This window comes from Hymenobacter sublimis, from assembly GCF_023101345.1.
Classification (GTDB): Bacteria; Bacteroidota; Bacteroidia; order Cytophagales; family Hymenobacteraceae; genus Hymenobacter; species Hymenobacter sublimis.
Window position 1 is genome coordinate 3,187,158 of record NZ_CP095848.1, and the last position, 19,113, is coordinate 3,206,270.

Here is a 19,113-nt window from a genome sequence, read left to right on the forward strand (position 1 = left end):
TCCACCGCCTTAGTGCCTACGTATTGCTATGCTCCGCTTTTCTCGTTACCCTCTTTTTTTTCCGCTGGTTTGGCTAATTCTGCTGCTACCAGTGCTGGTACAGGCGCAACAGAAAAGCGGTTTACCTAACTCGCAACGCAAGCTGACGGCGAAAGTTATCCGCAGCGCCCGTGCCCGCACCGATGCTACCCCCGATTTTCCCAACATCAATCGGCTGGCGTATTTCGAGGATAAAAAAGCCCTGCGCGAAATTCAGCGGGCCGAAAAGCGCAAGAACTGGAACGCGGCTCGCAACCTGCTGGACGTGTACGTGAGCCGCTTCGGCATCGAGAATTTCTACAAGGATACCGGCCTACTCTGGCGGCTGGGGCAGCTCTGGGAAAAGGCCGGCAACGAAGACCGGGCCAAGGCCTACTACCGCCTAGCCCTGAAGCACCGCCGCCAAGACCTACGGAAAGTACAGCTCTACTACGACTCCCTGGAGCAGAAGCAGGCCGAGCTCTACGTGCCCCTGAAAACGTACTACGACATTGTGGAGTACCGCAAGAATATTGCCTCCTTCCGTCCGCCCAAAGGCGTGTACACCAGCATGGGCGAGGCCATCAACTCCCGGGTGGAAGACTACGGCCCCACGCTCAACTCCGACGCGGATCAGCTTATTTTCTCCTCGAAGCGGAAAATGCGCGGCCTCAACGGCATCATTGACGAAGACCTGTACACGGCCCGGCGCGAAAACGGCGTCTGGACGGATGCAGAGCCCCTACCCAAACCCATCAACTCGCCCTACAACGAAGGCTCGGCCTGCATTAGCAAGGACGGGAAAACCCTGTTTTTCGCCCGCTGTGAATGTCCTACCTGCCACGGCAACTGCGACCTGTACGTGTCTACCTTCAAGGAAGGCCAGTGGACCATGCCTAAGAGCCTGGGCGCGGGCGTGAATTCTACGGCCTGGGACTCGCAGCCTACCCTGTCGCCGGGCGAGGATACGCTGTACTTCGCCTCCGACCGGCTGGGCGGCTTCGGCCTCTCCGATATCTGGTACACCGTGAAGCAGAAAAATGGGCAGTGGAGCAAGGCGCAGAACATGGGCCCCACTGTGAACACCCGCGAAAGTGAGGTGAGCCCCTTCTACCACCCGCTCTACCACGTGCTCTACTTCAGCTCCCGCGGGCAGTTGCTCAATTTCGGCGACTTCGACATTTACAAAACCTACCGGGTGCGGGGCCGCTGGCAGGAGCCTATCAACATCGGGCCACTCGTGAACGGCAAGGGCTCGGAGTACTACTTCACCATTGATTCCGACTCCAAGAGCCTGTACTACGCCCGCTCCGAGGAAAAGGAAATGAAAAACCTCGACCTGTTTTCTTTTCCCCTGCCCATGGAGGCGCAGCCCTTGGCTACTACCCACGTGGAAGGCTTGCTAGTGGATTCTGTGAGCCAGAAGCCGCTCAACGGCATCGTCAGCATTATTGATACTGACAACGGCATTGAGGTAGCCAGCAAGTACCTACGCGACGACGGCTCCTTTGACTTCGATTTGATTGAAGGCTCCCACTACGTGATGCTGATTCAGAGCCCCGACTTTTTCAGCGTGGAAAAGAAGTTTGCCCTCCAGGGCGACACGGTGATGAAGCTGATGACCAACTCCATCGACTACAAGCTGCCGTTAATCTTCAAAAACATCGAGTTTGACCAGGACAAGGCCACCATCCGAGCCAGCATGCACCCCATTCTGGACCGGATTGCGGTGTTTCTAGTCGACCACCCCACGTTCCGGCTCAGCATTTCGGGCCACACCGACAGCAAGGGCGACCCGGACTTCAACATGACCCTTTCCCAAGACCGGGCCGAAGCCATCCGACGCTACATTGAGCAGAAGGGTAAGCTCAAGCCCAACCGCATTGAAAGTATGGGCTACGGCAGCACCCAGCCCCTCAAGGACGAAGCCACTGAAGAAGACGCCCGCACCAACCGCCGCGTAGAGTTCCGCCTAATCAAACCGGAAAACGAGCAAAAGGATGCCGGCGGCAGCGGGGGATGGTAGCGCATCCGTCGCTGAAGCACGTCAATTTCGGCAACTCTGTACTGCCGAAGTGCTGTGTATGCTTCTGACCTTTATCCCGTGGGCATTCGTTTTCACACTACCTATTTACACGATTGCTGCTACCCAGATATTCTTTATAAGAAAGCCCTTGTGGGTAAAGCTGACCGCTGGTATAGGTCCTTTTCTGCTATGGCTGGCCATTCTTTGTACTTATAAATATATTCTCCGCGGCCACCTGTAGCTACCACTTCAGCTGTTGCTGTTCTTCCCCGTCGCGGAAGAGGAGGCTCTGCTTTTGGCCCTTGGCTTCGAGATTAACGATGTTCATTTGGTCAGGGAAGAGGTCCAGCAGCAGCTTGTGGCGCAGCGTGACACCGGTAGCAGAAGCCGGGAGCGGCGCCGTAAAGTAGAGCCAATACGAGTCCTTCTCTTTCTGCAGGCCGACCAAAGTTAGCGGCAGCACCGCGCCCGGGCGGGGGCTGAGTTGAACGGAGCGACGCAACAAATCAGTGAGCAATGGGTCGAGTTGAGTTCGAGCTAGTTGGTCGGTGCGGATGGGGGTAGGCTTTCCCACCGATAACTCCTTTTCTAAGTCGTCAATAAATATTTTCAAAGCCATTTCCAGGCGTTGCTTCTCGGGGTTGAAGCGCAGCTCCATAATGCTGGCGTGGTAGGCGTGGGCCCAGGCGGCCAACTGCCCCACCAGGAGCAAGCCAGCCACTAGCAGCGTTCGACGAATGTAGGGTGAGCAGGGCATGATCGGGAAAGAGAAATACGGAGCCGAAAAGTTGCAGGCTCCACACTATAAAAGCCGTGCCACCTCGCGGCAGCACGGCTTTTCTAAGCGTTTATTGGCTAATGCACTTAATTGCTGAAGGCCTTGAGCAGCGGATTGATGATAAGCACGAAGGCCATTAGGCCCAGAATTAGCATCATACCTACCTTCTGCGCGTTTTCCAGGAATTTATCGGAGGGCTTACGACCGGCTATCATCTCGTAGAGCAGGAAAACCACGTGCCCACCATCCAAGGCCGGAATGGGCAGCAGGTTCATGAAGGCCAGCACCATGGACAGCATGCCCGTGAGCATCCAGAAGCGGAACCAGTCCCACTTGCCACCGTACTGTTGGGCAATTTCAATAGGGCCGCCCACTGACTTGCGGAAGGAGGCTTCGCCGCGGAAAATCTTGGCAAAAGCTTTAGCCTGGGTGGTAATTACCCCGAAGGCCTGCTGGGTACCAAGCGGCACCGACTCAAGCAGTCCGTACTCGCGGTTGCTTCTTTTTAGCATAAACCGGGGCCCAAACCCAATTTTGCCCTCCTCATCTACCCGCACTTGCAGGGTGAGGTTCTGGCCGCCGCGGTTAACTAGTAAGGGCGTGATTTTTTCGGCGGGCTGCGGCGCTGGCTTCACCCCGCGCAGCCAGTTCACAAACCGCACCAGCAAGGACGGCTTTTCAACCGTATTGGCATTTTCCAGTAGGGCCTCCTGCAGGTCGCGGAAAAACTGCACCGGCTTGTTGCCCACCTGCAGAATCTGGTCGTCGGGCTGCAGGCCGGCCTTGGCTGCCGGGCTGCCGGGCACTACTTGGTCTACCCGGAAAGGATCCAGGGGCTCTACGAAGCGCTGGTCACCATTATCCGCCAACCGGTCCATGAAGTTGTTCGGAACGGGCACATCCAGCAGCTGGCCGCCACGGTCTACGGTATAGTAGGCGTTGGAGCCCAGGATGACCTCGGGGCTATAGATATCATTGAAGTCATCGAAGGGCCGGCCGTTTATCTTGACAATTTTGTCGCCCTTCTGAAAGCCGATTTCCTTACCTAGCTTGCTAGGTACTACTCCAAAGCGGGCCTCAGCGGCTGGCAGGTATCTTTCCCCGTACGTAAAGGTGAGCAGGGAGAAGATGACAATGCCAGTAATAACGTTCATGATGATGCCGCCCAGCATCACAATCAGACGCTGCCAGGCCGGCTTGGCCCGAAACTCGTTGGCCTGAGGCTCGGCCGCCAGGCTGTCGGCGTCCTGGGTTTCGTCAATCATGCCGTGAATGGCTACGTAGCCACCCAGCGGAAACCAGCCCAGGCCGTATTCGGTCTCCCCAATTTTCTTCTTGAAAAGGGCAAAGTTCATTACCCCAGGCAGGGGAAACAGGAAGTCGAAGAAGATATAAAATTTATCGACCCGGATTTTAAAGTATTTGGCCGCTGCAAAGTGTCCAAACTCGTGCAGACCAACCAGAATGGAAAGGCCCAGCAGCATCTGCCCGGCCATGATAAGTCCTTCCAAAAGATGAGGGTATTAGGTGATGAGGTAATGAGGTGAACAGCCGCGGCACGCTAACAGCGCTACCCCGGGCCTGGTCACCGGGAGCAGGCAATACAAACAACGCACCGAACCCAAGGGTAGTGCCCGTTCCGGCCAGGGTGTCAGGCGCGGGCCCCCACCAGCTCCTGCGCCACGCGGCGCGTTTCCAGGTCGGTTTGCACGTAGTCTTCCAGGGTCGGGGCGGCAAGGTACGAAACCCGCGCGAGGCTGGTTTCTACCACCTCCGACATTTCCAGGAACCCGATTTCGTCGCGCAAGAAAGCAGCCACCGCTACCTCATTGGCGGCATTGAGTACGCAGGGCGCGTTGCCGGCCCGTTGCATGGCCTCAAACGCCAACGCCAGGTTGCGGAAGGTGCTGGTATCAGCCGGCTCAAAGGTTAGCTGGGGATAGTCCAGGAAAGAAAAACGCGGAAACTGGCTGGGCAGGCGCTGGGGGTAACCCAGGGCATACTGAATCGGGAGCTTCATGTCGGGCAGACCGAGCTGGGCTTTTAGGGAACCGTCCTCAAACTGCACCAGGGAGTGAATGATGCTTTGCGGATGCACTACTACGTCAATCTGCTCATTGCGCAGCCCAAACAGCCACTTGGCCTCAATCACCTCCAGGCCCTTGTTCATCAAAGAAGCCGAGTCGATAGTGATTTTGGCGCCCATGTCCCAGTTGGGGTGTTTGAGGGCCTGGGCCTTAGTTACCAGGGCCAGCTGTTCGCGGCTGCGGCCTCGGAATGGTCCGCCCGAAGCCGTCAGAATAATCTTTTCGATGGGGTTTTGCTCCTCCCCTACCAGGCACTGAAAAATAGCCGAGTGCTCAGAATCAACAGGGTACAGACCTACTCCATGCTCCTTCACCAAGTCCGTAATTAGCTGACCAGCTACTACCAGGGTTTCCTTGTTGGCCAGGGCTATCGTTTTGCCAGCCTGAATGGCGCGCACCGTGGGCAGCAGTCCGGCGTAACCCACCATGGCCGTCAGCACCACATCGGCATCCTCACGGCCGGCCACATCGGCTAAGGCGCTGGCTCCAGTCAGTACTTCCGTTTCGGGCTGCTGGGTTAGGGCAGCTTTTACGGTGGCGTATTTCGTTTCGTCGCCGATAACCACCGCGGCCGGCCGAAACTCGCGGGCTTGCTGCACCAGCAGCTCGGCGTTGGACTGCGCTGACAAGGCCGTGACAGTGAACTTGCCGGGCTGGGCGCGCATGACATCAAGGGCCTGGGTGCCAATGGAACCGGTGGAGCCGAGCAGGGTAACGCGCTTAGGAAATTCAGGGGGCATAATGTAAGGTAGGGCAGGACAAGGGCAAAGGTACACGAAGCATCGCCAGTTGCGGCCACCAGCAAAAGGAGGGGCTGATACTGCTGCTTCGGCCGCGCAGGGGTAGCGAAACAGTTATTGCGGGCCGTATTACTGGATAGCGTTGATGTGCACTTGCTTGCCGTTAAATACGGCCTGCTCGCCTGCCCGCTTGCCGCTCAGGGCCGCCGCTACCGGCGCCGCCCCCGACACGGCGAAGTAGTCTTGCCCCTCTATCGTGAGCTTGCCCGCACTGATGCTAATGTAAAACTGGCCCATGCTGGTAACAACCAGCGCCCCTGGCCGCACGGTGTCGCAGGGTGTGTCGGGGTTGATGCGCTGTACTTCGGCCAACAGTTGGCGGGCCTGCTGGAGCTGCACGGCGTTTCGGTCTCGCTCGTTCTGGGCCATGGCCCGGCCGGTTTCGTACTTGTCGCCGGCGCTGCTTTTGGTTTCGGAGTTGGCCGATTCCTGGGCGGCATCAATGGCAGCCTGGCAGGCGTCGATGCGCTCCTGCACGTAGGCCAGGCACAGGGCGTGGAGGTGGGGTTTAAGCATTAGCTGGTTATAGCCTGCCATAGAATTTCGGGGTCATTTTCTACTCGCCAGTTACCCAAGAGGTGACCTAAACGATTGATGGAAGCTATTTCGGCAGGTATTGAAAATTCTAGTTTGCACCGATTGGGGTCGGGCTTTCTGTTATCTACAGACACGTGGATAGCTGCGTGCCCATAGGCATCAAAGCAGTATGCCTGCAGCTTGAGGTAGCTATCATAGGAACTGATGTCTCCCATTTGCAGCACGACTTTAGCGGACGAGCTTTCAGGAAAGCGCACCAACTCACGACCGAATTCTCTCCATGTATCGATATGCTCCAGGAAGCTGACGTGACTTTCAAGCTTGTCTTTCACTACTACAACGTCAAACGTACGCAGGTCATCACTGTAATCATCAGTGCTTGCGCAAATACGTAGGGTTCCTTGTTTCATATCAACTGCTAATAGTGTCTTCTCCGCTTGGTATCAAGCCCTCGGCTACCTTCCTATCATTGCTCAACCGGGGCACTTTGTTCTGGCCGCCTAGCTTGCCCAAGCTTTTCATGTAGCGTTGAAAGGCCCCAGCGGGTAGCGGCGTGAGCAGCAACGAAGCCAGGATGCTACCCCGCAGCAGGTCGTCGTAGTAGACGTTGCGCTGGCGCAGGCCCGCATCGAGGGCGGCGGCAAAGGCAGCCGGGTCGTGGGGCGGGCGGGCAAACTCGATGAGCCACTCGTGGCGGGAGGGCACGGCAGGGTCGTCGCTGACGCGGGGGGCTACCGTGAATTCCACTACCTCCACTTCCGGGTGCTGCTGCATGGCCTCGCGTAGGGTTTGTTCCACTTCTTCGCCAATGACATGCTCGCCGAAAGCCGAGAGAAAGTGCTTGATGCGGCCCGTAACCACCACCCGGAACGGGTACTTCTGGGTGAAGCGCACCGTGTCGCCGAGGCTGTAGCCCCAAAGGCCAGCATTGGAGTTCAGCACCAGGGCGTAGTTCTTATCCAGCTCCACATCGGCCAGGGTTAGGTGGGGCGGGTTGGGCTCGAAGAACCGCTCGGCCGGGATAAACTCGTAGAAAATTCCGGCATTTAGGAGCAGCAACAGGCCAGGGTTGCCCGGCTCGTCCTGGAAAGCCAGAAACCCTTCAGAGGCCGGAAACAGCTCGATGCTGTCCACGGGCCGGCCAATGGTATCGAACAACTTTTTGCGGTAGGGCTCGAAGTTGACGCCGCCGTACACGAACAGGTCGAACTGCGGAAACACCTCCCCCACCGGCCGGCCCGCGCGCTGCACAATTCGGTCGAAGTACATCTGTACCCAGGGCGGAATCCCCGAAATCAGGGTCATAGGCTGAGCCACGGTTTCCTCCACAATGCGGTCCAGCTTGGTTTCCCAATCCTCAATGACGTTGGTTGGGTAGCTGGGTAGCTGGTTGCGGCGCAGGTAAGCGGGCACGTGGTGGTTGGCAATGCCGGAGAGGCGCCCGGTGTGAATGCCGCCTACCGTTTCCAGCTCGGGGGAGCCCGACAGGAAAATCAGTTTCCCGTCCAGAAACCGACTTTTCCCGGTGGCGTGCACGTAATGAAGCAGGGCATCTCGGGCGCCGTTGATGTGGTTCGGAATGCTGTCGGTAGTTATTGGAATGTACTTGGCCCCGGAGGTAGTGCCGCTGGTTTTGGCCAAATACAGCGGTTTACCGGGCCACAGCACGTTTGGCTCCCCGGCCTTCACCCGGTTGAAGTACGGAGCTAGCCCTTCGTAATCCCGCACTGGCACGCGGGCGGCCAAGTCCTGGGCGGTGCGGGCGCTGGCCAGGTCATGGTCGTGGCCGAAACTGGTGCGGGTGCCTTGGCTTAGTAGCCCGCGCAGCACCCGCTGCTGGGTGCCAATCGGGTCGTGCTGCCACTGCCGGTACTGGTGCGCGATGTAAGCGGCCAGGGGCCGACTCAGGGTAGATTTCAGGCCCATGAAAACGTGTGAAAGTGCGAAGATGAGAAGTTAACGGTGCTTTTCTTACGCCGCACAAGTGGCGCCGGCAAAAGTACTCGCCTTGCTACTAAGGCCCGGCCCCCATCAGCGGGGCCAAGCTCATCCTTTCGCCGGTGGTCCGCGTATCTACTCCCAAACTATCACCTCTTACCGTTTTTCTCATGATTAATCAGCGGGGTACTGCCGTTTGGAACGGCGACATCAAAGGCAGCGGTAGTATTACTACCCAGAGCGGTACGGTAGAAGCTCCCTATTCCGTAGGCGCCCGGTTTGAAGGCCAGAAAGGCACAAACCCGGAGGAGTTGGTGGGAGCGGCCCACGCCGGCTGCTACACAATGTTCCTGACTAGCATTCTGACCAAGGAAGGCAAGCAGGTACAGCAGATTACCACCGAATCGAAAGTTACGCTCGACACGTCGGGCGAGATTCCTAAAATCGTCAAGATCAGCCTTACCACGGAAGGCCGGGTGGCGGGTATTTCGCAGGAGGAGTTTCAGCAGTACGCCGAAACGGCGAAAAAGAACTGCCCGATTTCGCAGCTTTTGCGGGCCGTGCCGGAAATGGAACTGGCTTCGGCTACTCTAAAGTAGAGGGCTTGCTTGCCGTTTACGTTTCGTGGTTTGTGGGTAGTGTTGATTTATTGGTAACGACTTGATACCCGCTACCCTCACTGGGTAAGTAAAAGCAAATCACCAAAAAACAAACAACGCAAGCTGAACTTCTTACTTTTGCGGGCCTCAGCGACTTTTACGCCCTTATGCATCCAGATTCTACTCGCATTCGTCTTCAGCCCGCTAACACCCAGCGCATTCCTTTTTGGGGCCAGCTTTTCATTGGTTTGCTCTGGATTGCCTACACCGTGTCGCTTATTGTGACGGGCGAAGGGGCCAGCGACATGCACTTCCTGCACTACGTGTTTCTGGTGTTTAGCTTGGTGTATCTGGGCTACGTGCTGGTGCACAATGCCCCCGTGTTCGGCACCCAGAGCTACCTGGAGTTTACGCCCGCCTACATTGTGCACAAGGACGGGCTGTTCCGGCCCAAGCAAGCCTTTGCAGCCCAGGATATAGCTGCCCTGGAGCTGGTTCCTCAGCAGCTGCGGGTGCAACTCAAGGAAGGCACGACCTACGCCATGAGCCTGCGCCAAGTGAAAGGAGCCCGCCGCAAGCGTCTCATGCGCGAGCAGGTACGATCTTTCGCCTCCAAGCACGACATTGCCCTGCGCGATACGCAGGCCTAATACGCCGGCAGTTTTTTGCCTAAAAAAGAGCCCGTCTGCTTCCGCAAACGGGCTCTTTTGTTGATCAGGCTGTGCCAAATAAGAACTTACTTACCGGCGAACTTCTTGCGCAACTCCGCAATGGTACTGCGGAAAGACTTATCGGAATCAATCAGGTCCGAAACCGTTTGCACGGAGTGGATGACGGTACTATGGTCGCGGCCGCCGAAATGGTGGCCGATGCTTTTGAGGGAGTGAGTAGTGTGCTCCTTGGCAAAGTACATGGCCACCTGCCGGGCTGTTACTACCTCCTTCTTGCGGGTTTTGGCTTTGAGCAGATCCAGGGATACACCAAAGTATTCAGCGCAAGTTTTCTGGATGAAGTCCAGGTTTACCTCGGCCTCTACTTCCTCAATAATATGGCGTAGGGCCTGCTTGGCCATTTCCAAGTCAATTTCCCGGCGGTTCAGGCTACTCTGGGCTACCAGAGAAATCAGCACGCCTTCCAGCTCCCGCACGTTGGTATTCACCGAGTGAGCCAGGTACTCCACTACCTGCGGCGGAATATCGATGCCATCCTGCTGCATCTTGTTCTGGATGATGGCCATGCGCGTCTCAAAGTCAGGACTTTGCAAGTCGGCGGTTAGGCCCCACTTAAAGCGCGAGAGTAGGCGGTCTTCCAGGCCCACTAGGTCGCGCGGGGGCCGGTCCGAGGTCATTACAATCTGCTTACCCGCTTGGTGCAAGTGGTTGAAGATGTGGAAGAACATCTCCTGAGTTTTGTCCTTGCCGGAGAGAAACTGTACGTCGTCCAGGATCAGGATGTCGACCAGCAGGTAGAAATTGGCAAAATCCTGCACCGCATTGGAGCGCAGACTCTCAATAAACTGGTTAGTAAACTTTTCGGCCGACACGTAGAGCACGAACTTATCCAGGTTCGTGGCCTTGATGTGGTTACCGATGGCTTGCACCAGGTGCGTTTTGCCTAGCCCTACCCCACCATATACCATTAAAGGGTTAAAGGAGGTAGTACCCGGCTTGTTGGCAACGGCGAGGCCCGCCGAACGCGCCAAGCGGTTACAGTCACCCTCAATGTAGTTCTCGAAGGTATAAGTCGTGTTCAGCTGCGACTTCAGGTAGTCGCGCTCAATGGTTTTGCTGGCCTCGAAGGGGTTGCGCAGGGTAGGCGGCGCCGGGGCAGGCGTTACGGAAGCCGCCGCCGTATTGCGGGCCGAGCCCGTCATGGCGCTGGCCGCCAACGAGGTAGCGGCGTGCGAAACTACAGCAGCTGGTCCCGCGGCCTTGCGGGTGGTTGGGAGGTTGAGGGTGCGCGGCTTTTGCTGAGCATTGCCCTGGTCTACCACAATGCTGTACTCCAGCCGCCCTTCTGGGCCCAGTTCCTGGTGAATGGCGCGCTTGAGTTCCTCCACGTAGTGCTCCTCCAGGAACTCGTAGAAGTAGGTGCTGGGCACCTGAATCAGCAGGACGTTATTGTGGAGCTGAACCGGCACAATGGGTTGAAACCATGTTCGGAAGCTCTGCTCACCAATTGTTGCCTTGATGACGCGAAGACAGTTGGCCCATACGGTTCGGCAATCCTTCAGCATCAATCAGATAAGGCAAAAGCAACGGGGGTGCAGGTGGGCGGGATAACAGGCTGGCTACGAGCCGCGAAAGGCCCGTTTTTTTTAGGGGGAGACAAAAATGTGGAAAAGTCAGGAGACAAAAAAACGCCCTTAACTCTTGCATTTTACGCACTTTTACCGCAAGGCTAGCTCAACAGTACGGTGAGCTGGCCCAGTGGTAACCTATGCGGCTTGTACGGGAACTACCGAGGTAGCGGCTACCGTAGGTTGGCGAGTACCCCGCTCAAAGGAGTAATCTAGGCGGCCCAGGTTAATGCCCGACCAGCCAACTTGGTTGACCAGGGTGTTGCGGCCGTTGGGGCTGGCAATGGGCTCGGGCTGCTCCAGGAAGGTGTGGGTATGCCCGCCCAGAATTAGGTCGATGCCGCTTACCTGGGCCGCCAGCTTCCGGTCGTCGATTTTGGCGCTTTCGTATTTGTAGCCGAGGTGGGAAAGGCAAATCACCAGGTCGCACTTTTCGGGGCCGCGCAGCTTGGCTACCATGGCTTTGGCCGTGGCTACGGGGTCAAGGTACTTCGTGGCCCCAAAGTTTTTATCGGCTACCAGTCCGGCCATTTCAATGCCCAACCCGAACACGCCTACCCGCACGCCCTGCTTGTCGAACACCTTGTAAGGCTGAAACTTACCCGCCAGAATCGTCTGGGAGAAGTCGTAATTAGCAATCAGAAAAGGGAAGGTAGCGTGGGGCAGCTGCTTCTGCAGCCCTTCTAAGCCGTTGTCGAAGTCGTGGTTGCCGAGGGTGCTGGCGTCGTAGGCCATCTGGCTCATGAGCTTATATTCCAGCTCCCCCTGAAAGAAGTTGAAATAGGGCGTGCCCTGCCAGATGTCGCCGGAGTCTAGGAGCAGCACGTTGGGCTCCTGCTTCCGGATTTGCTCAATCAGGGCCGCGCGCCGGGCCATTCCGCCCAAGCCAGCCCACTGGGCGGCATTGTCGGGGAAGGGCTCGATGCGGGAGTGCATGTCGTTGGTGTGCAGGATGGTCAGGCGGGTAGCCTTTTTATCGGCGGCCACCGTTGGCAGGGCCGAAACCCCCAACAAGCCCAGAGTAGCGGCGCCCAGGCCGGTATGTTTTAAAAATTCGCGACGCTGCATGAAGGAGAAAGTAACGGGTGATTGAGTGGCAGAGTGCAGGAGAGCGAGCAGCTACTCGAGGGGCTGATTATCAGAGCTCTTGCTCCGTTATTCAGCCTACTCAGCTACGCTATTTCACCCGGCCGTCAACGCTGGCCTCAATGGACTTGCCTTGCTGGGTTTGTTCGCGCATGTAGTCGGCAATAGCCGTGCGCAGCAGCACTCCGGTCCCGCGGGGCTTGATGGTTTTAAAGAACGTCAGGTTGTCGCCGCCGCCGGCTAGGTAGTCGGAAATAGCAATGGTGTAGGTACGCGCGGGCTCAAACGGCTGCCCCTCGATGCGAATGTCTTGGGGCTTGCCCTCAACGGCAGCGTACACCGCTCCGGAAACCGGCATTTTGATGCGGGCAGCATAGTCAAAAAGTTGCTGTACTACGGCGCCGGGAGCGTCTAGCACCACCAGCTCGTTTTCGAAGGGCATGAGCTCAAACACCGAGCCCATCGTAACGGGCCCAGCCGGAATGGGAGCCCGCAGGCCGCCGTTGGTCATGACGCTGAGCTCCACGGGCTGCTTTAGCTCCCGACTGGCGCGAATGCGCTGAATGTCGGCCACAAAATTGGACAGCGGCGACTCCCCGTTGTTTTTGACGATGGCTACCGGGGCTTGGCCCAGTACGGCCGTCATTTGCTCCGTTACGCGCTGGCGGTAGGGGGCAATGGTGGCGGCAGCTTTGGGGTCTTCGGGGATGGTTTTGCCAACGGGTTGGGCCGTCACCGGGGCCAGCTGCGCCTTGGGCAGGTAGGCTCCGCGCTGGCAGGCAGGGGCCAGTGCTACGGCCGTCAGCAGGCCCAGAGCAGCCAGGCGGGAACGAAGAAGTTGCATCAGGTCAGGAAGAAGGGAAATGCGAGCGGCAAAGGTACGGCAGCGCAACGGGAGTTGGAACGACTGTATTTTATTGCCGAAGACAACGCACCCAAAAAACACAGACTACCAATCAGTTAAACCAGGGCATTTCACTCGTTTTCAGCCTACCCACTCGACAGCATTACTGAACATACCTGCTCCCCGTGCTGCTTCGCGGCACTCACTAGCGGACAGCGCGCACAACGGAAGGCGGGGCACCAACCTCATACTTGATACTCACTGGCAGCTAGCAACTACTACGGCTTTTGTGCGCACAAAAGCCCATTCGGCAGTGCGAGAAAGTAAAACACTGTGCGGTAAGCACTGCCACCCAGGTCAAGCATCAGTCAAGCAAAATACGGCGCCACGGCAGGATGTTCGGTGAAATTGGCGTTCATATACTTCACCAGAAGAAACCCGATTTCTCTGGGCGGCGCCAGCAACTGTATAACGCTTCTGGCTCTGCACAGAGAGGAACTTGCCGAAATATTGCTGGTCTTAGTATGCATCTGCTAAAGCCTAGTTCTGGCCCTGAACCGGTATCTTTAGCCCGCCCCTTTGGGTTTTCGTTTTCCCACCCCACCCCGCTGCATTATGGCCGATTCGCCGCGCCCCGCGCCTGTTTCGTTCTCTGAGTTTGACGCCACCACAACCCCCCAGTGGCTGGAGCGCATCGCCCGCGACTTGAAAGGCCAGGACCCGGCCACCCTCACCTGGCAAACCCCTGATAGTTTTCCGGTGCAGCCTTTTTACCACCTGGAGGCCTTGCAGGAACTGGGCGGCGCCCCTACCCCCCAGGTGCGACCGAGCGCGCACTGGCGTAACGTGCCTACCTACTCGGTGCCAGCCCTGGAGCGGGGCGGCAGCGCCATCGACAGTGCCGCCGCGGCCCTGCACCGCGGCGCCGACGGTGCTCATTTCGTGCTGGCTCACGCCGAGGGCTTCGACGTGGAGCACTTGCAGCAGCGCCTGCCTATGGCCGATACCTACTTGGGTTACACGGTGCGGGGTGGCGCGGCCCGGCTGGTACAGCGCCTGGCGGCCCTGGAGGTAGCACCACGTGGCTTCCTAGTTTCGGACCCCATTACCCGCCATGCTCCCGACCTGGCCAACCAGCAAGAGGAGTTGCGCACGGCCATCCGCCTAAGCAAAAACTGGCCGGAGTTTCGGGCCTTAGGGATTAACGCCGCCTTTTATGGCAACCGCGGCGCCACGGCTACGCAGCAAGTAGCCTTCGCCCTGGCTACGGCCGCCGCCTACCTTAGTGCCCTCCCCACTACTGCCGATGTGACCGTAGCAGACGTGGCCGCCGCCTTGCATGTGCACGTGGCCGTTGGCCCGAACTACTTCTTTGAAATAGCCAAGCTACGGGCCCTGCGCCGGCTGTGGGCTACCCTGCTGCATGCTTACGGCCTACCCGCCGAAGCAGCCCAGCAACTAACCATTTTCGCTAGCACGGCTACCTGGAGCCAGACCACCCTCGATCCGCACACCAACCTGCTCCGTACCACCACCGAGGCCATGAGCGCCGTACTGGGTGGGGCTGATGCCGTGAGCGTGGGGGCTTTCGACTGCCTGTTCCATGCTCCCAACGAGTTTGCCGAGCGCCTAGCCCGCAACCTGCCAGTACTGCTGCGTGAGGAAGCCTACCTGGATAGAGTGCAGGACCCCGCCGCCGGCTCCTACTACCTCGAAACCCTTACCGACCAGCTCAGCCGCGAAGCGTGGGCCTTATTTCAGAAGCTGGAAGCGGCTGGGGGCCTACCTGCCGCCACGGGCCTCGTGATGCAGGAGCTGCACGCCTCGGCCCAGGCCCAGTTTCGGCGCATTGCCAACGGCGAGCAGGTGGTAGTGGGCACCAACAAGTTTCAGAACCCCAACGAGACGTTCGACTACAACCCCAAGCGCCTGTTGCGCAGCCGGGAGTTTGACAGCACCCGCGCCACCTACCCTACCGAAGTGCTTCGGCTGGCGACGGCCCTGCACTTCGAGCGGCGAGAAAAGCGCAAGAAGCGGGCGGCCTTGGTGCTACTGGGCGCCCACACCAACCAGATTATTCTGGAATCTTTCCTGAATACGCTGCCCGAAAAGGAGCGGCTGGAACTACGGGCGGCTCACCCGGAAGGGACACTGTCGGTACTGTTTTCCTCCACGGAGGAAGCTACGCTCATGTACGCTACCCCCGAGCAGTTCGGCCGCCTTTCCCGGGCCATCAGCCGCGTGCCCATCGACGAGCCCAACTTCATTCCGCCCGCCCTGCTCACCGCCGATCTGGCCACCATGCAGGAAGCCGTGCACGTGTTCGGCTTCAAGGAATTTACCGTGCAAGGCTACAGCACCGAGGACGTGCTTGCCCGCTTGCAGGGCAAGAAAGTGAAATAGTGAAGTGGTGATGAAGTGAGCCTCTGTTCAGGCAGCGCAAACTGCGCTACCTGAATTCGATACCTCCATTTCATTATCCCCGCACTCCACCATTTCACAAACTCACCATTTCACCATTGCCATGAAGCCCGACTTCTCTCAGATATCCTACGACGCGGCTCAGCTGCCCGCGCCGACCACCGAAGCCACCCAAACCACTACTCCGGAAGGCATTGCGCTGAAGCAGTTCTATACCGCTCAGGATGTGCAGCACCTCGACCACCTTGGGTTTGGGGCGGGGCAGGCGCCCTACCTGCGCGGGCCCTACAGCACCATGTACATCCAGAACCCCTGGACCATCCGGCAGTACGCGGGCTTTAGCACGGCTGAGGCCAGCAACGCCTTCTACCGCCGCAACCTGGCCGGCGGGCAGAAAGGACTTTCGGTGGCCTTCGACCTGGCTACCCATCGGGGCTACGACTCCGACCACCCACGCGTGGTGGGCGACGTGGGCAAAGCCGGCGTGGCCATTGATTCGGTGGAGGACATGAAGCTCCTGTTTGATGAGATTCCGCTGGACCAGATGTCGGTGTCGATGACCATGAACGGGGCGGTGCTACCCATTATGGCCTTCTACATTGTGGCGGCCGAGGAGCAGGGCGTAACGCCGGATAAGCTGGCGGGCACCATTCAGAACGACATTCTGAAGGAGTTCATGGTGCGCAACACCTACATCTACCCGCCCCTGCCGAGCATGCGCATCATTGCGGATATTTTCAGCTACACGGCGCAGAATATGCCCAAGTTCAACAGCATCAGCATCTCGGGCTACCACATGCAGGAAGCCGGGGCTACCGCTGATCTGGAACTGGCTTACACCCTGGCCGATGGGCTGGAGTACGTGCGCGCCGGGTTGGCGGCGGGCATGAGCATCGACCAGTTTGCCCCGCGCCTCTCGTTTTTCTGGGCCATTGGCATGAACCACTTCATGGAAATTGCCAAGATGCGGGCCGGCCGCCTGCTCTGGGCCAAGCTCATCAAGCAGTTTGAGCCCCAAAACCCCAAGAGCCTGGCCCTGCGCACGCACTGCCAGACCTCGGGCTACTCCCTCACCGAGCAGGACCCCTTCAACAACGTGGCCCGCACCTGCATCGAGGCCATGGCCGCGGCTCTGGGCGGCACCCAGAGCCTGCACACCAACGCCCTCGACGAGGCCATTGCCCTACCCACCGACTTCTCGGCCCGCATTGCCCGCAACACCCAGCTCTACCTCCAGCACGAAACGGACATTACCCGCGTGGTGGACCCCTGGGGCGGCTCCTACTACGTGGAAACCCTCACCCACGAGCTGGCCGACAAAGCCTGGGCCCTTATCCAAGAGGTTGAAGAACTGGGCGGCATGGCCAAGGCCATTGAAACTGGCCTGCCTAAAATGCGCATCGAGGAAGCCGCCGCCCGCAAGCAAGCCCGCATCGACTCGGGCAAGGAAATCGTGGTAGGCGTAAACAAGTACCGCATCGACGAGGCCACCGACATTGAGGTACTCGACATCGACAACGCCGCCGTGCGCGAGTCGCAGATTGCGCGCCTAAACCAAATTAAAGCTACCCGTGACAACGCCGCCGTGCAGCAGGCCCTGGCGGCCCTCACCGAAGCCGCCCGCTCAGGAAATGAGGAATCAGGAATGAAGAATGAGGAACTGGGAGAGACTATTCATTCCTCATTCCTCACTCCTAATTCCTCATTAAACCTACTGGCCTTGGCCGTAAACGCGGCCCGCCTGCGTGCTACCCTCGGCGAGATTTCCGATGCTCTGGAAAAGGTGTACGGCCGCCATCAGGCCACCATTCGGGCTATTTCGGGCGTGTATTCTCAGGAAATGAACTACGACGAGCAGTTTGCCAAGGCCCGCCAGATGGCCGACGACTTTGCCGCCCGCGAAGGCCGCCGCCCTCGCATGATGGTGGCCAAAATGGGCCAGGACGGCCACGACCGGGGCTCCAAGATTATTGCTACCTCCTTCGCCGACGTAGGCTTCGACGTGGACATCGCGCCCCTGTTCCAAACCCCCGACGAGGTAGCCCGCCAGGCCGCCGAAAACGACGTGCACGTAGTGGGCGTGAGCAGCCTCGCCGCCGGCCACAAAACCCTGATTCCGCAGCTCATTGCGGAGCTCCGGCAGCTCGGCCGCGAAGACATCCTCGTCATTGCTGGCGGCGTCATCCCCGCCCAGGACTACGACTTCCTCTACAATGCCGGGGTAGTCGGCGTGTACGGTCCCGGCACCGTCATTGCCGTGGCGGCGCAGGAGATATTGGAGAAGCTAGATAGACTTAGCTAATAATATGGAAACACTAGAAGTTAGAAACTTCGGACCCATCGTCCGGGCATCTATAGTTTTAAAGGACGTCAACATATTTATTGGTCCATCATCAAGTGGCAAAAGCACAATAGCAAAACTGTGTGCAATTTTAAATGATTATGACTTTATTAAAAAAGTCAAGAGATTTTCTAAATTTAAAGAATATTTAGAAAAATATAATGTTAGTGAATATTTAACAACTAACACATACATAAGATATGATTCTGATGTACTTACTTTAACTATAAACAATGGACGCATTTCAAACGTGCCTAAGGAAAACATAATTATTGATTCTTACAACGCATTATTTCAATATGCAAAACTTTCACAAACAGTAGATTTCGAATACACAGAATTAGAGGTATACGAACCCGTCTTCGAACATCTTAGAATTTTATCTGAACCAATAGTTAAATCACTCAACCAACTTTCTTATAAAGCGTTTTATAATTTTAAAAGCATAACACACAGAGCTAGCTTTATTTACAGTAAAATATTCACAGAATTAGATTCAGATAATTATGATTTAGACGATGAAAGTTTATATTACGATGAAGATGAATTTGAAGAAATAGTAAGCGAAATTGAATTATTGACCAAAAATTCTATAATTTTCTTTAGGAATGAATTAAGTGAATTAAAAAGTGTACAAAGTTCAACATATATACCAGCAGAAAGAATATTATTTTCTTTAATAACAGAAAAGGTGTTTTCTTTTGAAAATGCCAAATTGGCATTGCCTCAAGTAATGATCGATTTTGGAACAATTGTCGAAAAAGCAAAAATATCTTCCAAAGAGTATAATTTAGATTTCATAGGAACTAAATATAAGTTTGATAAAGGCAAGAATATAATAACACAAAATGGATATGAGACGGAATTAAGCAAAGCCGCTAGTGGTATACAAACAATAATCCCGCTCTATCTAGCCATTGAATACAAAATATATACAAACGACCAGAATACAAATTTTATAATAGAAGAACCTGAGTTAAACCTATATCCTACTAATCAAAAGAAATTAATAGAATACATTATTGCAAAATGCACAAACAAAAATGGAAGCCTTACAATTACTACTCATAGTCCATATATATTAACTTGCATAAATAACTTTATACAAGGAGCAAACGCATTTCAAGAGAGACCGGAAATGATTGAATCAATAAAAGATATTATAAGTCCAAACTATTGGTTAGAATACAATAGAGTTTCAGCATACTATATAAATAACGGCTTAACTGAAAATATTATGAATAGCGATATTAAATCAATAGGAGCTAGCAAAATAGATGATGTATCAGAAGAAATAGGGAATGAATTTAATCAACTTACAGATATAATATATTCGTAA

15 protein-coding genes are annotated in these 19,113 nt (G+C 56.3%); 6 read left to right on the forward strand and 9 right to left on the reverse strand.

Features of this window, described 5'->3' with window-relative positions:
* Positions 1–28 precede the first annotated feature (28 nt).
* Positions 29–2,044, forward strand: coding sequence for an OmpA family protein (locus tag MWH26_RS13220; protein WP_247974655.1), 2,016 nt, complete (start codon positions 29–31; stop codon positions 2,042–2,044).
* A gap of 241 nt (positions 2,045–2,285) precedes the next feature.
* Here the strand turns inward: MWH26_RS13220 and MWH26_RS13225 are convergent, their stop codons facing one another.
* The 6 genes from MWH26_RS13225 to MWH26_RS13250 form a co-directional block, all read right to left on the reverse strand.
* Positions 2,286–2,801: a DUF6702 family protein gene (locus tag MWH26_RS13225; RefSeq protein WP_247974656.1), complete on the reverse strand. Its 516-nt coding sequence runs from the start codon at positions 2,799–2,801 to the stop codon at positions 2,286–2,288.
* Between the two features lie 107 nt (positions 2,802–2,908).
* On the reverse strand, positions 2,909–4,333 hold the full coding sequence (locus tag MWH26_RS13230; RefSeq protein ID WP_247974657.1) for a M50 family metallopeptidase: 1,425 nt from the start codon (positions 4,331–4,333) through the stop codon (positions 2,909–2,911).
* A gap of 140 nt (positions 4,334–4,473) precedes the next feature.
* Positions 4,474–5,649 (reverse strand): 1-deoxy-D-xylulose-5-phosphate reductoisomerase, encoded by a 1,176-nt coding sequence (locus MWH26_RS13235; RefSeq protein ID WP_247974658.1) that lies wholly within the window; start codon positions 5,647–5,649, stop codon positions 4,474–4,476.
* Positions 5,650–5,778: 129 nt separating this feature from the next.
* Positions 5,779–6,225: a 3-oxoacyl-ACP synthase gene (locus MWH26_RS13240; RefSeq protein ID WP_247974659.1), complete on the reverse strand. Its 447-nt coding sequence runs from the start codon at positions 6,223–6,225 to the stop codon at positions 5,779–5,781.
* Entirely contained in the window at positions 6,225–6,656 is a 432-nt protein-coding gene (locus tag MWH26_RS13245; protein ID WP_247974660.1) for a hypothetical protein, read from the reverse strand. The genes MWH26_RS13240 and MWH26_RS13245 overlap by 1 nt, the downstream gene beginning before the upstream one ends.
* 1 nt (position 6,657) lies before the next feature.
* Positions 6,658–8,172: a GH3 family acyl-acid amido synthetase gene (locus tag MWH26_RS13250; RefSeq protein ID WP_247974661.1), complete on the reverse strand. Its 1,515-nt coding sequence runs from the start codon at positions 8,170–8,172 to the stop codon at positions 6,658–6,660.
* A gap of 182 nt (positions 8,173–8,354) precedes the next feature.
* Here MWH26_RS13250 and MWH26_RS13255 point away from each other — a divergent pair, with 182 nt between their 5' ends.
* Positions 8,355–8,783, forward strand: a complete 429-nt coding sequence (locus tag MWH26_RS13255) for an OsmC family peroxiredoxin (protein WP_247974662.1) — start codon at positions 8,355–8,357, stop codon at positions 8,781–8,783.
* A gap of 167 nt (positions 8,784–8,950) precedes the next feature.
* On the forward strand, positions 8,951–9,433 hold the full coding sequence (locus tag MWH26_RS13260) for a hypothetical protein (protein ID WP_247974663.1): 483 nt from the start codon (positions 8,951–8,953) through the stop codon (positions 9,431–9,433).
* Positions 9,434–9,519: 86 nt separating this feature from the next.
* Here MWH26_RS13260 and dnaA read toward each other — a convergent pair whose 3' ends face one another.
* The 3 genes from dnaA to MWH26_RS13275 form a co-directional block, all read right to left on the reverse strand.
* Positions 9,520–11,019: a chromosomal replication initiator protein DnaA gene (gene dnaA, locus MWH26_RS13265; protein WP_247974664.1), complete on the reverse strand. Its 1,500-nt coding sequence runs from the start codon at positions 11,017–11,019 to the stop codon at positions 9,520–9,522.
* A gap of 201 nt (positions 11,020–11,220) precedes the next feature.
* Complete coding sequence (locus tag MWH26_RS13270; RefSeq protein ID WP_247974665.1) at positions 11,221–12,150, reverse strand: bifunctional metallophosphatase/5'-nucleotidase; 930 nt, start codon at positions 12,148–12,150, stop codon at positions 11,221–11,223.
* Between the two features lie 109 nt (positions 12,151–12,259).
* Positions 12,260–13,012 carry a 5'-nucleotidase C-terminal domain-containing protein gene (locus MWH26_RS13275; RefSeq protein WP_247974666.1) on the reverse strand — a complete coding sequence of 251 codons (753 nt, stop codon included), beginning with the start codon at positions 13,010–13,012 and terminating at the stop codon, positions 12,260–12,262.
* 615 nt (positions 13,013–13,627) lie between these two features.
* On the opposite strand from MWH26_RS13275, the gene MWH26_RS13280 reads away from it, so the two are divergent.
* From MWH26_RS13280 to MWH26_RS13290, 3 genes are all read left to right on the forward strand, one after another.
* Positions 13,628–15,415 carry a methylmalonyl-CoA mutase family protein gene (locus MWH26_RS13280; RefSeq protein ID WP_247974667.1) on the forward strand — a complete coding sequence of 596 codons (1,788 nt, stop codon included), beginning with the start codon at positions 13,628–13,630 and terminating at the stop codon, positions 15,413–15,415.
* 121 nt (positions 15,416–15,536) lie between these two features.
* Positions 15,537–17,735 (forward strand): methylmalonyl-CoA mutase, encoded by a 2,199-nt coding sequence (scpA, locus tag MWH26_RS13285; protein ID WP_247974668.1) that lies wholly within the window; start codon positions 15,537–15,539, stop codon positions 17,733–17,735.
* A gap of 4 nt (positions 17,736–17,739) precedes the next feature.
* Positions 17,740–19,113: an AAA family ATPase gene (locus MWH26_RS13290; protein ID WP_247974669.1), complete on the forward strand. Its 1,374-nt coding sequence runs from the start codon at positions 17,740–17,742 to the stop codon at positions 19,111–19,113.

Bases quoted from the DNA above. Each gene is read 5' to 3' on its own strand.
- MWH26_RS13290 (WP_247974669.1), top strand. From the start codon at position 17,740: ATGGAAACACTAGAAGTTAGAAACTTCGGACCCATCGTCCGGGCATCT.
- MWH26_RS13225 (WP_247974656.1), bottom strand. From the start codon at position 2,801: ATGCCCTGCTCACCCTACATTCGTCGAACGCTGCTAGTGGCTGGCTTG.
- MWH26_RS13220 (WP_247974655.1), top strand. From the start codon at position 29: ATGCTCCGCTTTTCTCGTTACCCTCTTTTTTTTCCGCTGGTTTGGCTA.
- MWH26_RS13260 (WP_247974663.1), top strand. From the start codon at position 8,951: ATGCATCCAGATTCTACTCGCATTCGTCTTCAGCCCGCTAACACCCAG.
- scpA (WP_247974668.1), top strand. From the start codon at position 15,537: ATGAAGCCCGACTTCTCTCAGATATCCTACGACGCGGCTCAGCTGCCC.
- MWH26_RS13270 (WP_247974665.1), bottom strand. From the start codon at position 12,150: ATGCAGCGTCGCGAATTTTTAAAACATACCGGCCTGGGCGCCGCTACT.
- MWH26_RS13235 (WP_247974658.1), bottom strand. From the start codon at position 5,649: ATGCCCCCTGAATTTCCTAAGCGCGTTACCCTGCTCGGCTCCACCGGT.
- MWH26_RS13250 (WP_247974661.1), bottom strand. From the start codon at position 8,172: ATGGGCCTGAAATCTACCCTGAGTCGGCCCCTGGCCGCTTACATCGCG.
- MWH26_RS13255 (WP_247974662.1), top strand. From the start codon at position 8,355: ATGATTAATCAGCGGGGTACTGCCGTTTGGAACGGCGACATCAAAGGC.
- dnaA (WP_247974664.1), bottom strand. From the start codon at position 11,019: ATGCTGAAGGATTGCCGAACCGTATGGGCCAACTGTCTTCGCGTCATC.
- MWH26_RS13280 (WP_247974667.1), top strand. From the start codon at position 13,628: ATGGCCGATTCGCCGCGCCCCGCGCCTGTTTCGTTCTCTGAGTTTGAC.
- MWH26_RS13245 (WP_247974660.1), bottom strand. From the start codon at position 6,656: ATGAAACAAGGAACCCTACGTATTTGCGCAAGCACTGATGATTACAGT.
- MWH26_RS13275 (WP_247974666.1), bottom strand. From the start codon at position 13,012: ATGCAACTTCTTCGTTCCCGCCTGGCTGCTCTGGGCCTGCTGACGGCC.
- MWH26_RS13240 (WP_247974659.1), bottom strand. From the start codon at position 6,225: ATGCTTAAACCCCACCTCCACGCCCTGTGCCTGGCCTACGTGCAGGAG.